This is a genomic window from Campylobacter pinnipediorum subsp. caledonicus, from assembly GCF_002022005.1.
Classification (GTDB): Bacteria; Campylobacterota; Campylobacteria; order Campylobacterales; family Campylobacteraceae; genus Campylobacter_A; species Campylobacter_A caledonicus.
In genome coordinates, this window is record NZ_CP017258.1 from 1,697,923 (window position 1) to 1,713,330 (window position 15,408).

12 protein-coding genes are annotated in these 15,408 nt (G+C 28.6%); 3 read left to right on the plus strand and 9 right to left on the minus strand.

Features of this window, described 5'->3' with window-relative positions; translation table 11 throughout:
• Positions 1-25 precede the first annotated feature (25 nt).
• Genes CPIN18021_RS08510 through CPIN18021_RS08525 form a run of 4 tightly spaced genes read right to left on the minus strand, consistent with a single transcriptional unit; the run spans position 26 to position 4,453 of the window.
• A complete protein-coding gene (locus CPIN18021_RS08510) occupies positions 26-2,455 on the minus strand; it encodes an EAL domain-containing protein (RefSeq protein WP_078423961.1) in 2,430 nt (809 codons plus the stop codon).
• A complete protein-coding gene (locus tag CPIN18021_RS08515; protein WP_078424834.1) occupies positions 2,452-3,330 on the minus strand; it encodes a cytochrome-c peroxidase in 879 nt (292 codons plus the stop codon). The genes CPIN18021_RS08510 and CPIN18021_RS08515 overlap by 4 nt, the downstream gene beginning before the upstream one ends.
• A 36-nt stretch (positions 3,331-3,366) precedes the next feature.
• Positions 3,367-4,089 carry a class I SAM-dependent methyltransferase gene (locus CPIN18021_RS08520; RefSeq protein WP_078424835.1) on the minus strand — a complete coding sequence of 241 codons (723 nt, stop codon included), beginning with the start codon at positions 4,087-4,089 and terminating at the stop codon, positions 3,367-3,369.
• A 10-nt stretch (positions 4,090-4,099) separates the two neighbouring features.
• The gene (locus tag CPIN18021_RS08525) at positions 4,100-4,453 is read right to left on the minus strand and encodes a Fur family transcriptional regulator (protein ID WP_078423964.1); all 354 of its coding nucleotides are present in this window, start codon (positions 4,451-4,453) and stop codon (positions 4,100-4,102) included.
• A 116-nt stretch (positions 4,454-4,569) separates the two neighbouring features.
• Between CPIN18021_RS08525 and ppa the strand changes: the two genes are divergently transcribed.
• Positions 4,570-5,088: an inorganic diphosphatase gene (gene ppa, locus CPIN18021_RS08530; RefSeq protein ID WP_078423965.1), complete on the plus strand. Its 519-nt coding sequence runs from the start codon at positions 4,570-4,572 to the stop codon at positions 5,086-5,088.
• Positions 5,089-5,117: 29 nt separating this feature from the next.
• Here the strand turns inward: ppa and CPIN18021_RS08535 are convergent, their stop codons facing one another.
• Positions 5,118-5,633, minus strand: a complete 516-nt coding sequence (locus CPIN18021_RS08535; RefSeq protein WP_078423966.1) for an isochorismatase family protein — start codon at positions 5,631-5,633, stop codon at positions 5,118-5,120.
• A 117-nt stretch (positions 5,634-5,750) separates the two neighbouring features.
• Here CPIN18021_RS08535 and CPIN18021_RS08940 point away from each other — a divergent pair, with 117 nt between their 5' ends.
• On the plus strand, positions 5,751-5,903 hold the full coding sequence (locus CPIN18021_RS08940; RefSeq protein WP_157886677.1) for a hypothetical protein: 153 nt from the start codon (positions 5,751-5,753) through the stop codon (positions 5,901-5,903).
• A gap of 50 nt (positions 5,904-5,953) precedes the next feature.
• Positions 5,954-6,388, plus strand: a complete 435-nt coding sequence (locus tag CPIN18021_RS08540; protein ID WP_078424836.1) for a hypothetical protein — start codon at positions 5,954-5,956, stop codon at positions 6,386-6,388.
• Positions 6,389-6,454: 66 nt separating this feature from the next.
• Here the strand turns inward: CPIN18021_RS08540 and CPIN18021_RS08545 are convergent, their stop codons facing one another.
• The 4 genes from CPIN18021_RS08545 to CPIN18021_RS08560 form a co-directional block, all read right to left on the minus strand.
• A complete protein-coding gene (locus CPIN18021_RS08545) occupies positions 6,455-8,254 on the minus strand; it encodes an autotransporter outer membrane beta-barrel domain-containing protein (protein WP_078424837.1) in 1,800 nt (599 codons plus the stop codon).
• Between the two features lie 189 nt (positions 8,255-8,443).
• Complete coding sequence (locus tag CPIN18021_RS08550; RefSeq protein WP_078424837.1) at positions 8,444-10,243, minus strand: autotransporter outer membrane beta-barrel domain-containing protein; 1,800 nt, start codon at positions 10,241-10,243, stop codon at positions 8,444-8,446.
• 187 nt (positions 10,244-10,430) lie between these two features.
• A complete protein-coding gene (locus CPIN18021_RS08555) occupies positions 10,431-12,968 on the minus strand; it encodes an autotransporter outer membrane beta-barrel domain-containing protein (protein ID WP_078424838.1) in 2,538 nt (845 codons plus the stop codon).
• Between the two features lie 177 nt (positions 12,969-13,145).
• A complete protein-coding gene (locus tag CPIN18021_RS08560; protein WP_162273644.1) occupies positions 13,146-15,401 on the minus strand; it encodes an autotransporter outer membrane beta-barrel domain-containing protein in 2,256 nt (751 codons plus the stop codon).
• Positions 15,402-15,408: the final 7 nt, after the last annotated feature.

Below are 15,408 nucleotides of genomic sequence, written 5' to 3' on the forward strand. Positions count from 1 at the left end.
GTACTAAAGTACAATAGCTAAAATTTTAAAGAGAATCGGAAGGTTGAGGCTTGCCTAGCAAGAAGCCTTGTGCAAGAGGTATTTTAAATTTCTTAATTTGTTCTAAAATTTCTTCAGAGCTAACATACTCTGCAACAACATTATATCCTTGTTTTGAAGCAAAATTTAATATAGTTTCGACCAAATACTGGGAATTTTTATCATAAGGTAATTTTTTGATAATAGAACCATCTATTTTAATATTATCAATATCAAGTTCTAAAATTCGATAATAGTTTGAATATCCTGAGCCAAAATCATCAATAGAAATTTGAGACCCATGGCCTTTTATGTGTTTGATAAATGAATTTACTATACCATAGTCACTAACCTCTTCGCTTTCTAATATCTCAAAACAAATACGACTAGGATCGGAACACAGTTCTAATTTTTCTTCTAAAAACTCACGAACAGAACTATCTATGATATCTATTCCGGAAAGATTTACAGAAAACATATAATCAGGATATTTTTCTACAAGCAAAAAGGCGCGACTTATAACTTTTTTAGTTATCTGAGTATAAAGCTGCGCTTGCATTGCAATTTCCAAAAATTCTCCAGGATATCTTATCTTTCCATTTTCATCAATAATACGAACCAAAATTTCATAATATGTCGCTTTTTCGCCTATTTTTGATACATCATAGATACCCTGACACTCAACAACTACAGTATCATTTTCAAGCGCATACTCTATAAGTTGAGTTATAGTTTGATTTTTATAATACCTTAATTCTATTGCATCATTTTCTTTATAGGCATATATATCTACAGCCTCTTTTCTTGCTTCTTGGTTGGCAAGAATTGCTTGCATAAGCCTATTTGTTTGCTCTGTATCATTTAAGGAGCTTACGCCTATCACAATCTTTACACCAGGTAAATTTTCTATCTTATTACCAACCTTAACTTCTATAGTATTAAAGCTAAAATAATCCTGTATATAACCTATATCTTTGTCTATATCATCTCCGATATACCACATAAAAAACTCATCATCTTGAAACCTAAAAAGCTCACCTTTAATCTCTGAAGTATCAACACAAAGCTTAAGTGTATTTGCGAAAGCTTTTAGCATTGCTTCAGTTGTATTTGTTTGATAAAAAAAGCGTAAATTATCAAAATTTTTAATATTTATACTAACAACAATACCATCTTTCTTCTCTTCGAGTCTTTCTGTCATCGCAAAATAATTTCCAAAACCAGTGAGTTTGTCTATACCTGATTGTACTTTTAATTGTTCATTTTTTAATTCAAGTTCATAGACCATACGAGTTTCTTTTGTTCTATCCATTTTCAAGCCTATAAAACCAGAAAGTTTATTTTCATATACAAAAGGTAAAAATTTGACTTTTTCGTGTATGTATCGGCCACTTTTAGTTTTACTTACAAGTTCATTGGCGTCCCATTCCTCAAGGTTCATAATACTACTTCTAATATTCTCATAAAATTCATCACCATGCAATGAAGATTTTAGCATGCTCGGATTTTTGCCTATAATCTCACCTGATTTGTATCCACTTGATCTTTCAAACTCTTTATTTACATAAGTTATTTTATTTGAAATATTTGTAAAAATAACCGAACCAAAACTATTATCAACAGCTGTTTTAACCATAGCCAATTCTTTTAAAATCTTGAAATATGACAAACTTTGAAGAGCAATAAAAAACAAAACAAAACAAAATATAGAAAAAGATAAAAGCATAAAAATTTGCAATAAATCAAGAATACGAGCATATTGATGATCATAAGCTATAAGTATATTGTCTAAATAACTAGATAAATTTAAGATAACATTTTGTTGGTGAAGTTCTTTTAGTAATTTTAATGAAAAAAGTATCATTTGTGTTTTTTGCAAAATATCTTTATAATATTTTGTATTTATATCGATATCATTTTTTAAGTTGATTATATCTTGCTCGATCCCCTTGATAGAACGAGTATTAGAAAAATCAACATATTTTAATTTCAAAAATAAAGGTTCGAATTTTTTAAACTCAGAATTTTTATCAAGCATATATTCATACTCAAATAAAAAAGACACGATGCTTGAATTTACATAGTTTAATCTATCTAGCAACTGAAGCTTTTTTAAATATATATTTTGTATAATAGCTATATCATTGTCGTTACCGTATATGTCTGACAAAACAGAAAAGCTATCTACATTTTTTAATTGATCGAGATTTGTTTTAAAATCAGCAAAAACTGTATTAATTTCATCATAATTTGTATTTACTAAGCTATTTTTAAAATAAGCATCTATTTCTTTATTTAAGAGCCTTAAATTCATTATTGCATTTCGCCAAATGCTATTATTTTCAGTTGCTTTACTTAATTTAAAAACAAAAAACGAAGAAATACCAAAAAATACGATAAAAACAAATAATAAAAATCTAATTTTTTGTGTATTCATTTAAGTATCCTTGGATATTCTCCATTTAACGACAATAAAAACTTATAAAGCAAATCTACATCTTTTTTATCAATGTTGTGTATAGATTGTAAATTAACAATATGAATTATTGCATCTTTTAAATATAAAATAGATCCATCTGACATATATGGTGCTGTTCTGGCTATATTTCTTAAAGAAGGGACTTTATATATTTGTTCTTTAAATATCCTTGAACTATCCATATTACTAAAAATTTCTTCATAAGCTCCTATATTTTGCATTAAATTACCGCCTAGATTAATTCCATTATGGCATGCAACACAACCTATATTTTTAAAAAGCTCAAAGCCTATTTTTTCTTCTTCACTTAAAGCATTAGAATCCCCCATCAAAAATCTATCAAATGGAGAATTTACAGACAAAACTGCTCTTTCAAACTCAACCAAAACATCAACTATATTTTCAAATGTAACACCATCTTCATATATCTTTAAAAAGGCTATCCTGTATTCATTTACATTGGAAATTTTTGTTATAATCTCATTTTTATCAACTCCAAGCTCATGCTTAGAAGTTACCGACTTTAAAACTTGATCATATATATTTCTATGGTCTCCATTCCTAAAAAATATATAATTTAAAGCCGCGTTTAATATGCTAGGTGGATTTATTTTATTATTTTGTAAATTAGTTCTTATAGTGCCGCTAAAGTCCCAGTATAAATTATGACAAGTTTCACATGATTTATTTTCGTTGGCGCCCAAACGATTATCAAAAAATATCTTTTTTCCTAAGTTTGCTTTAGCTTCGTTATACAAAATTCCAAGTGAGGGAGCAAATATATCTGCATACAATAAACCAACAAAAAAGAATAAAACCAAAATCTTTTTCATAATATCTCCATAAAGCTTAAGGACTAAATTATACAATTAAAACACAAAAAGAGTTATTAAGCTTTCTATTTTTTCGGAAAATTTATCGTTTTTTGAGTCATTTAGCATATCTAAAACTAAATTTTTATTGTAATTTGCATTATTAATATCCAAATGCCAACATATATTTTCAAACGCCTCATCTTTTGAGCGTATTACATTTCTGCTCTCTCCAAAAATTATTTTTTTAAATTTTATATTATTTTCCATAAGCCATTTTTCAAGCCTAGATGATGAGTTAAAAGCAAAAGGTTTAACGCCAAATCTTTCAAAAAATGGCTCCAAAAGGGTTGATTTTCTTGGTCTTGAAAAGTTCAAATATATCTTAGTATCGGCAATATCGCTAAATTTTTGAAAATCATCATTTTCACCGATAGCCGGGCTCATCGTGCTTATAGCTATATCGTAATGCTCATTTGGTTTAAAATCAACCCAAGAAGAACACAAGGTATCAATGTTTTTTATATTGTGAGTGTTTGCATCTTCTTTTAATATCTCGAGCATATTTAAAGAGCTGTCTACGCCTGTTATGTGATTGCAAATTTTAGCTAGATAAAGTGTCCAAATACCAGTCCCGCAACCTATATCCAATGCATCTTTATCTTTAAAATCAACACCGAAATCTTGCAGATTTAAAAATATAGCCTCATTAAAAATTTCCAATTCCGGTTTATAGCGAGGGTATTTGCTTGATTTTTTATCCCAAAGTTTATCTTTCAAATTAAAATCCTTATGAACATGAATTGCAAATTCCCTTTATAACAGCACTTTTTATACTTTTTGCACCAGATACATTTGGAATTTCTATATTTGTTATTTTATGACAGATATCACAGACAAAATAAGCCTTTGCTTCACTACCAAGCTCATAAAACGCCTTTCTGTCATGTTCGCTTTTTATGACAAGTGAATGCTTTTCAAAAAGCTCAAGACTTCTATACACAGTTGTTTTATTTACTTTTAGCTTTGATAAAATTTCATCGTAAGCTATAGGATGTTCACTTTTGCTTAAAATATCAAGTATCTGAAGTCTAAGTGGAGTAATTCTAATGTTAGTTTTTTTTAAAATATCTAATACTTCCATGTGTAAAATGATAGCCTGAAAAAGCTAAAAAATATATTATTTTAGATTTTATGATATTAAAAGCAATAATATACTAATATTTTCGCCAATTTTAAATCTAAATTCAAAGGAAAAATATGGATATTTCAAAAATAAAAGTTGGCTCAAATCCTGATAAAATAAATGCCGTGATAGAAATCCCTTATGGCTCAAACATAAAATACGAAATAGATAAAGAAAGCGGAGCTGTTGTAGTAGATAGAGTGCTTTACTCAGCTATGTTCTATCCTGCAAACTATGGCTTTGTTCCAAACACACTAGCTGCCGATGGCGACCCTGCTGATATATTAGTTTTAAATGAATACCCTCTACAAGCTGGTAGCGTTATACCGTGCCGTTTAATAGGTGTTTTAGTTATGGAAGATGAAGCTGGTATGGATGAAAAACTACTTGCTGTTCCTGTAAGTAAAATAGATCCTAGATATAACAATATAAAAAGCTATGAAGACTTACCAAAAGCTAGTTTAGATAAGATCAAAAATTTCTTTGAAACTTACAAAATGCTTGAGCCAAACAAATGGGTAAAAGTTAAAGAATTTAAAGATGCTAAAACAGCGCAGGATATACTTCAAAACGCTATAAACGCTTACAAATAATAATCAAAAACGCACTTGTTTAGTGCGTTTTATTTTATTAAATTTGATATCTCTTTAAATTTTGGATGTTTTGAATCCTTTAAAATTTCAAACAATACACTTTGCACACTACTTATCTCAACACCAAGTGTTCTTATATGATTTATAGCTGTTTTTTTATCTTTTTTTGACCTAGATGATGTGCAAGTATCTATCAAAGTAACCTTTTTACCAAGACTTACTAAATCTTTTATAGTTTGCAAAACACAGATATGAGCCTCTATTCCAAAAACTATAAACTCATCAAATTTCATACACTCTTGTTTGATTTTTTCATTTTTTATACAAGAAAACTCTATCTTTTCAAAGGCTGGATTTTTCAAAAACTCACTAAATTTTTCACTAGTTTTACCAAGACCTTTTGGGTATTGCTCTGTTGCGATTAGATTTATATCTAAAATTTCAAGACCCCTTAGCAAAAGCATAGTCTCATCTATCAACTTGTCTGAATTATACATAACATTAAGCAAACTATCTTGCATATCTATCATAATAGCTGTCTTCATAAACTCACCTTTAATTTTTATTTGATAAAAAGTCTATTTGAATTTTACATTTTTATTTTTAAGAAAAATTAAAACTTTTATTGGTAGTATTGGGTAAATAATTTTTTTGAGGTTAATGTGTTAAAAATATTTTTTACGATCGCGATTGGCTTATGTTTTACCTACGCATACAACAATGGCTCCATAGATATGCATGGCGGTAAAGAGCAAAAATATCGTGGTTTTTCTACTAATCAAAAAATGGATACAAACAAAACTATACAAAGATAAATCGTTTGTGACATAATCGATACTTTAAAGTGTAAGGAAAATTATAAAATATGCAATTAAATTTTAAATTAAACTGTTTATTGGCATTTCGCGAATTTTTAGTTTATCACCATAAATCACTAGAGTTTAGAGCCAAAGTCTTTGCAGCAATAATAGGCTCTAAATTTGATCCTAGTGAAGATGACTTTGTAATGCTTTATGATATTGCTAATGAGATTTATTCAGACGATGAAACAAGAAAAACATTTTTGGTTAAAGCCACAAAAGAGTATGTAGCAAAGGTAAAAACTAAAGATAGACTTACACTAGACTCGCTTTTAATGAGCATAGACAGAGATTTAAAAACACACAAAAGATATGCGAAAAAGATAGACTTTGCACACCTAAGAAGACTTATGAGTGGGTGTGAACATGAAATGCTTATACAACAAAGAGTTTATGAATTTCTTATAAGCGAAGTTAAGAGGTATCTACATATCATTTAGTTTTTATAGCTAAGCGCTACTTATTTTATATAAAACAACCCCTAAAAGGGGTCGTTTATCTAGACATTAAAACTTATAAGAAAGTCCTACAGTTCCATTGTAGTATTTTGATTCTGATTTAGCTTTTACGCCAAAGTTTATATTTGTAGATAGATTATCAGTTAGTTTCATCTCTGCACCTGTTTTAAGTGTAAAGAATGTATGCTTATCTTTTTTAGATGCATATTTGATATTTTCTGTTGAGTTTACAAATGCTAGTTCTGTATCTTTCATACTTTTACGTAACTCTTTTTGGATACCTGGAGTTATGTATAAGAAGTTACCGTTTGCTATGTATTTTCTAAACTCTACTGCTGCTTTAGCTGATAGTGTTTTTACAGTAGTTCCTTTAAAGCTTACAGGAACTTTACCAGTTTCTTTAAAGCCTTTAGTACTTACATGGCTATATTCTAAACCAATCATTGGTTTCATAAAAGAGTTGTTGTTTGTATCAAATATATGACCATAATCAATACTTGCATCAAAGAATTTAGTATTATATTTACCATTAGCATCAAAGTCTGGGTTTGTAGTTACTTTTCTATCTAGTTTGTTTTTACCTTTACCATAAGATACTTTAGCATCTATTTCGTTTTGATCAATATACATTCTAGTATAAGCACCAAAGTGGTAGTTATCTGATTTGGTTGTTAGTGTATTGCTTGATGACTTAGCATTAGTATATCCAGCATATCCACCAATTATCATATTATCAAATGCTTTATCATAACCTAGCATAAATCCATAAGTATTTGTATTTGCTTGAGATTTTAATTTAGCTTTACCACCCATGATATTTCCCCATAGGTTACTGTCATAGTTAAATCTATTTGTATACTCTTTTACTACACTTGAAAGAGTATCTGCATTATCTGCAAATTTATTATCACTTAGATTTTTTATAGCATAAGCTAAAGCTAAATCATCATTTAATGGATTGCTTAGTTTAGCAAGTCTTGAGTTTGTAGCCAATCCAGTATTTGATATTATAGCATCTATAGTATCGATATTGTTAAAGCCACTGGTAATATCTTCTAAAGATTTGTTTAACACTTTACCTAACATAGCTATATCTTCAGCATCATAGTCTTCTTCTATAATACCAGAAAGTTTTTTATCATCTTTAACATTTAATAAAGATGATACTGTTTGAGCTTCATTGTTATTTAATTCATTAGCTGTTACTATAGCTTCAGTTAAAAGCTTTTTATCTGCATCTTTAAAATTATCTTTTTTTAAAGCTTCTTCTGCATACTTATCTGCAATTTTTTTTACTTCTTTGTTTATAAAATCTTGTAGTTTTAAATATGAAGACTCATCTAATGGTTTATTGGTTTTCTTGTATTTTCCTAACGGTTTATCATCACCACCTTTAAATACTATCCTATTTCCCTCTAACTCAGCTATTTTTTCACCATCAAGATAAACTTCATTTTTTTTGACATCAATAGCAAAAAGACAATCGTTTGTGTTATCTTTGCAGGTATCTTTACCATTTTTAGGTATAAAAACACCTTTTTTATCTTTGTTGATCACATCAAAATATTCAGTTAATTTAGTAGCATGACTATGTAATTCTTTAAGTGATGGATTTCCCTTGTCGTCATAAAAATCCTTTGGAAATTTAGAACTATAGTTTTTAAAAAGATAACTACCAGCATCTACACTTTTTAAACTATCTTTAAAAGCTTTAACCTCTTTAACAATATTATCTTTCACGTCTTTTATGGTAAGATAATCTTGCTTCTCTTTATTTGCATCTGCAAAAGCACCTGTAGCGATAATAGCACCTAATAATGTGCTACATGCAATCTTTGAAATTTTCATTTTTTCTCCTTTTATATAGATTATATCTATATTTAATATGCATTTATAGATATAAAAACTATATTTTACCCCCCCCCCCTATTAAAATAAGCTAAATATTTGATATAAATTTGTATGTTTTATAAGATTAGTGTTGTTTATGTATTGTGTGATAACCACAACCCTTGGTTAGAGTTGTGGTTTGTGTAATTAAAACTTATAAGAAAGTCCTACAGTTCCATTGTAGTATTTTGATTCTGATTTAGCTTTTACGCCAAAGTTTATATTTGTAGATAGATTATCAGTTAGTTTCATCTCTGCACCTGTTTTAAGTGTAAAGAATGTATGCTTATCTTTTTTAGATGCATATTTGATATTTTCTGTTGAGTTTACAAATGCTAGTTCTGTATCTTTCATACTTTTACGTAACTCTTTTTGGATACCTGGAGTTATGTATAAGAAGTTACCGTTTGCTATGTATTTTCTAAACTCTACTGCTGCTTTAGCTGATAGTGTTTTTACAGTAGTTCCTTTAAAGCTTACAGGAACTTTACCAGTTTCTTTAAAGCCTTTAGTACTTACATGGCTATATTCTAAACCAATCATTGGTTTCATAAAAGAGTTGTTGTTTGTATCAAATATATGACCATAATCAATACTTGCATCAAAGAATTTAGTATTATATTTACCATTAGCATCAAAGTCTGGGTTTGTAGTTACTTTTCTATCTAGTTTGTTTTTACCTTTACCATAAGATACTTTAGCATCTATTTCGTTTTGATCAATATACATTCTAGTATAAGCACCAAAGTGGTAGTTATCTGATTTGGTTGTTAGTGTATTGCTTGATGACTTAGCATTAGTATATCCAGCATATCCACCAATTATCATATTATCAAATGCTTTATCATAACCTAGCATAAATCCATAAGTATTTGTATTTGCTTGAGATTTTAATTTAGCTTTACCACCCATGATATTTCCCCATAGGTTACTGTCATAGTTAAATCTATTTGTATACTCTTTTACTACACTTGAAAGAGTATCTGCATTATCTGCAAATTTATTATCACTTAGATTTTTTATAGCATAAGCTAAAGCTAAATCATCATTTAATGGATTGCTTAGTTTAGCAAGTCTTGAGTTTGTAGCCAATCCAGTATTTGATATTATAGCATCTATAGTATCGATATTGTTAAAGCCACTGGTAATATCTTCTAAAGATTTGTTTAACACTTTACCTAACATAGCTATATCTTCAGCATCATAGTCTTCTTCTATAATACCAGAAAGTTTTTTATCATCTTTAACATTTAATAAAGATGATACTGTTTGAGCTTCATTGTTATTTAATTCATTAGCTGTTACTATAGCTTCAGTTAAAAGCTTTTTATCTGCATCTTTAAAATTATCTTTTTTTAAAGCTTCTTCTGCATACTTATCTGCAATTTTTTTTACTTCTTTGTTTATAAAATCTTGTAGTTTTAAATATGAAGACTCATCTAATGGTTTATTGGTTTTCTTGTATTTTCCTAACGGTTTATCATCACCACCTTTAAATACTATCCTATTTCCCTCTAACTCAGCTATTTTTTCACCATCAAGATAAACTTCATTTTTTTTGACATCAATAGCAAAAAGACAATCGTTTGTGTTATCTTTGCAGGTATCTTTACCATTTTTAGGTATAAAAACACCTTTTTTATCTTTGTTGATCACATCAAAATATTCAGTTAATTTAGTAGCATGACTATGTAATTCTTTAAGTGATGGATTTCCCTTGTCGTCATAAAAATCCTTTGGAAATTTAGAACTATAGTTTTTAAAAAGATAACTACCAGCATCTACACTTTTTAAACTATCTTTAAAAGCTTTAACCTCTTTAACAATATTATCTTTCACGTCTTTTATGGTAAGATAATCTTGCTTCTCTTTATTTGCATCTGCAAAAGCACCTGTAGCGATAATAGCACCTAATAATGTGCTACATGCAATCTTTGAAATTTTCATTTTTTCTCCTTTTATATAGATTATATCTATATTTAATATGCATTTATAGATATAAAAACTATATTTTACCCCCCCCCTATTAAAATAAGCTAAATATTTGATATAAATTTGTATGTTTTATAAGATTAGTGTTGTTTATGTATTGTGTGATAACCACAACCCTTGGTTAGAGTTGTGGTTTGTGTAATTAAAACTTATAAGAAAGTCCTACAGTTCCATTGTAGTATTTTGATTCTGATTTAGCTTTTACGCCAAAGTTTATATTTGTAGATAGATTATCAGTTAGTTTCATCTCTGCACCTGTTTTAAGTGTAAAGAATGTATGCTTATCTTTTTTAGATGCATATTTGATATTTTCTGTTGAGTTTACAAATGCTAGTTCTGTATCTTTCATACTTTTACGTAACTCTTTTTGGATACCTGGAGTTATGTATAAGAAGTTACCGTTTGCTATGTATTTTCTAAACTCTACTGCTGCTTTAGCTGATAGTGTTTTTACAGTAGTTCCTTTAAAGCTTACAGGAACTTTACCAGTTTCTTTAAAGCCTTTAGTACTTACATGGCTATATTCTAAACCAATCATTGGTTTCATAAAAGAGTTGTTGTTTGTATCAAATATATGACCATAATCAATACTTGCATCAAAGAATTTAGTATTATATTTACCATTAGCATCAAAGTCTGGGTTTGTAGTTACTTTTCTATCTAGTTTGTTTTTACCTTTACCATAAGATACTTTAGCATCTATTTCGTTTTGATCAATATACATTCTAGTATAAGCACCAAAGTGGTAGTTATCTGATTTGGTTGTTAGTGTATTGCTTGATGACTTAGCATTAGTATATCCAGCATATCCACCAATTATCATATTATCAAATGCTTTATCATAACCTAGCATAAATCCATAAGTATTTGTATTTGCTTGAGATTTTAATTTAGCTTTACCACCCATGATATTTCCCCATAGGTTGCTGTCATAGTTAAATCTATTTGTATACTCTTTTACTACACTTGAAAGAGTATCTGCATTATCTGCAAATTTATTATCACTTAGATTTTTTATAGCATAAGCTAATGCTAGATCATCATTTAATGGATTGCTTAGTTTAGCAAGTCTTGAGTTTATAGCTGAACCAACACTTGATAAAAGTGTATCTACTGTTTTATTGTCTTTAAACTCTTTTGAAACTTCTTCTAATGTGCTATTTATATTTTTAGCTAAAGTAGCTATGTCTTTGGCTTTAACATTAAGTAGTAAATTCTCAACCTCTTTATTATTAACAACAGATAATAAAGATGATGTTGTTTGAGCTTCATCTTTGTTTAGTTCTAAATTTTTATCACTTGATATAGCTTCTGCTCTATCTTTTTTGGCTTTTTCTAGTTTTTTATCTAGTTCTGCTATTATTTTAGCTTTTGCTTCTGGATTTTTTGCTTTACGAGCTAGTTCTTGGGCTTCTTTTAGTTCTTTTTCGGCTTGTTCTAGTTTTGGTTGTAGTTCTTTTAGTTTTTGTTCGGCTTCTTTTTTGGCTTGTTCTAGTGCTTTTTCAGCTTTTTCTAATTCTTCGGTTTTTTGTTGTGCTAATTGTGCTTGTTTTTCTGATTCCTTAGTTTTTTCTGTGATTATTTTTTCTTTTTCTGTTTCAATTTGCTTTTGTCTTTCAAATTCTTGTTGTTGTTTTTCAAATTCTTGTTGTTGTTTTTCAAATTCTTGTTGTTTTTTATTTTCTAAACTTTGTTGTTTTTTAATTTCTTGTTCAAAACTTACTATTTCTTCTACTTTTTTTTGAATTTCATTTTTGATAGTAATTATTGTTTCAAGCATAGACTTAATCGAATCTGTTTCATTTTTTAGATCTTCTATTAATTTTCTCAAACCTTTTTTATTATCTTCTTTACCACCAATAATTTCATTTAATTTATTTGTTTTTTCTTGTTCTGTTTCAAGTTTGTTAAGCTTTGATTTATTAACCAAACCTATTTTAGACAGAGTTTCCAATAATTTTATTTTTTCATTATTTTTATTACCATTTAAATCACCAGCTAATTGTTTTAGTTTATCATCAGTATATCCATTTTCGCCTTTTAAAATTTCAATGGCATTATTAAGGTCATTTTTTGAACCTTTAAAAGTTTCTTTGGTTAATTCTTGTAAAATATCTTTTAATTCTGTTTGATTTTTAATTTTACTGTTTATTCCATTTTTTCCAAATACTTTTTCTTCAGCTTCTTTTTTAATCTTTTCATTTCGATCTTTTAAATTTTCAGCTACTTTTTTTTCTTTTTCAATTTGTATTATTTCTGTTTCAGCTTTTTGTCTTTCTTTTTCAATTTTTTCTTTTGCTTGTTGTGCTTGTTGTGCTTGTTGTAAGGCTTTATTTTTTATATTTTCAGCTACTTTTTTTTCTTGTTCTGCTTGTTGTTTTAATTTTTCTGCTTCATTTCTTGCTTGTTCTGCTTGTTGTTTTTCTTTTTCAATTTTTTCTTTAGCTTGTTCTGCTTCTAATCTTGCATTTTTTGCTTGCTGTTTAGCTTGCTCAATTTGTTGTTTTTCTTGCTTAAATTTATCAAGAAATCCATCTTTACTAGCTTCTTCTAATTCTTTAATTTGGTTTTGGTTTTGGTTTTGTATATTATTTATTTCATCCAAAGATGAACTACCATAAACATTTATCGTCATCATTGCACCTATAATAGTTGCACTAGCAATCATCGAAATTTTCAACTTTTTCTCCTTAAGTAAAATTTAGCTAGGTATTTTACCCCCCCCATATTAAAATAAGATAAATATTTGGTATAAATTTGTATGTTTTATAATGTTTTATAAGATTAGTGTTGTTTATGTATTGTGTGATAACCACAACCCTTGGTTAGAGTTGTGGTTTGTAGTTTAGTTGTGTTCTTAGAACTTGTATTTAAGTCCTACAGTTCCATCAAAGTATTGTTGTTTTGATTTAGCTTTTACGCCAAAGTTTACGTTTGTAGATAAAGCATCTGTTAGTTTTAATTCTGCACCTGTTTTAAGTGTAACAAATCTTCCTTTTTTATCATCTGCTTTTAGTTTGATGTCTTTGTTTGAACCTATAAATCTAGCTACAGGATCTTTTACATCTTTGTATACTTCTGCTTCAAATCCTGGAGTTATATATAGGTAGTTTCCATTGTCTACATATTTTCTAAATTCTAAACCTAGTTTAGCATTTAAAGATTTTGAAGTAACACCATTAAATGATAATGCTAGATCTCCACTTTCTTTGAAAGCTTTTGATTTAGAGTGAGAATAATCTAATCCTACTAATGGTTTCATAAACAAGCTATCGCTTAGATCTATAACATAACCATAATCAACTGCTAATGATGTATATGTTGTATCATATTTACCGTTTTGAGTTAATACATTACCATTGCTTTTTACATATCTATCAATTTTGTTTTTAGCTTTACCAAATGATACTCTTGTATCTATTTCACTATTGTCTATATATGTTCTACCATATAGACCAAATTGATAGTTGCTTGCTTTTGTGTTGATTAGGCTAGAATCAGCTTTTGATTTAGCAAGAGTCATATATCCACCTACTATTGTGTTATCAAATGCTCTATCATAACCTATACTAAAGCCATGTAGTTCTGGATTAGAACTATCTTTTACTTTACCTTTTGCACCTATAACATTTGCCCATATATTGTTATCATTGTTAAATCTATCTGTATATGATTTTATTACAGATGATACACTATCACCATTATCAGCAAATTTATCATTGCTTAGTTTATTTATAGCAGATGCTAATGCTAAGTCTTCATTGAATGGATTGCTTAGTTTAGCAAGTCTTGTTTGTGTTGATAGTTGATTACTAAAATTAACCATATCTAGATTAGATACTTTACCTATTTCGTTTGTTGCTGATTGGATTGAGGTTTCGTTGGCTTTTACGAAAGATAGTATATTTGCAGTATCTTGTGTTAGATAATTTGCTATGTTATCATTTGAAGTAGCCGCATCAGTCATACTTAAAATGATATCTTTACTCATAGATGACAAATAAACTCTAGGATCTTGCAAAAATGTCTTTGCTTTTAGATCGTATCTAGCTTGGATAGAAGCCAGTTTTATCTGTGCATTTAAGGCTTTTTTTACAAGTTCTATCCCACTAGCACCAGCTACTAGCACATCTATCGCATCTTTTATAGCGCCAGAACCATCATCACTCAATACTTTGTTATCTATATTTGTAGCTGCAAAATCTAACATTTTTTTAAGCTCACTATCGTTTTTAACAACTATATTAGATTTTTTCAACAACCAAATAGCCTCTTTAAATTTAGCTATTTGTGCCATTTCACCATCTGTTTTTTGTCTGCTTTCTAATGCGATTTTGGGATTAAAATTACCCATCTTTAGCTCTAATAGCAAATGACTTGCTTTTTGTAAGTTGTCGTATTGAGCTAAAATTCCTTCCGGTGTGTCTTTTATATGAATTTTTTTATCATTAATACCTTTCTTATTATATTTATAAACTTGTTGTTTTAATGTTTTATCGCCTTGTTTGATTAACCCAGCTTTTAACTCATAAATAGCTTCTTTTATCTTTAAAATCACACTTGGTTGTTCTTTCATAAACGCATCACTTTGTAAATTATCATAAATAATACTCAAATTTACAGCTGCGTCAAGAGCAAAAAGAGTAGTAGTGTCAAATCTATCAATGTATTTTGTTTTTAAATCATTACCATTGTTAAGATTATCCACATCTTTAATCAACTTTTTGAGATTTTCTATGCTATCTGCGGTATTTATATCTGATATCGTTTTACCATTTGCGAGTTCAATACCTGCATTAGCTAACGATTTAGCCAAAGCTTTAGCCTCAGATATATACTTATCATCTGATAACTTATCTAATTTTACCAAGTCATAATAAACTTGCATTAATTGTGATAAATTATCGGCCTTAAGCTTATTTCCACCAGAATCACCATTTGAACCTAAATGAAGTTTGGATCTTATCTGATCACCTGTTATCTTAAAAGAATTTGCCTTAATGCTTTCGTTCATGATTTTTAGATACTTTAAGACAATATCGGAATTTAGCCTATCATCAACGATACTTGAATCCATTGAATCAAATTTTGGTTGTTCATTATAGTAACTCAATATAGCA

Coding starts and splice junctions, on each gene's coding strand:
- CPIN18021_RS08510 (WP_078423961.1), bottom strand. CDS start 2,455: ATGAATACACAAAAAATTAGATTTTTATTATTTGTTTTTATCGTATTT.
- CPIN18021_RS08515 (WP_078424834.1), bottom strand. CDS start 3,330: ATGAAAAAGATTTTGGTTTTATTCTTTTTTGTTGGTTTATTGTATGCA.
- CPIN18021_RS08525 (WP_078423964.1), bottom strand. CDS start 4,453: ATGGAAGTATTAGATATTTTAAAAAAAACTAACATTAGAATTACTCCA.
- ppa (WP_078423965.1), top strand. CDS start 4,570: ATGGATATTTCAAAAATAAAAGTTGGCTCAAATCCTGATAAAATAAAT.
- CPIN18021_RS08535 (WP_078423966.1), bottom strand. CDS start 5,633: ATGAAGACAGCTATTATGATAGATATGCAAGATAGTTTGCTTAATGTT.
- CPIN18021_RS08540 (WP_078424836.1), top strand. CDS start 5,954: ATGCAATTAAATTTTAAATTAAACTGTTTATTGGCATTTCGCGAATTT.
- CPIN18021_RS08545 (WP_078424837.1), bottom strand. CDS start 8,254: ATGAAAATTTCAAAGATTGCATGTAGCACATTATTAGGTGCTATTATC.
- CPIN18021_RS08550 (WP_078424837.1), bottom strand. CDS start 10,243: ATGAAAATTTCAAAGATTGCATGTAGCACATTATTAGGTGCTATTATC.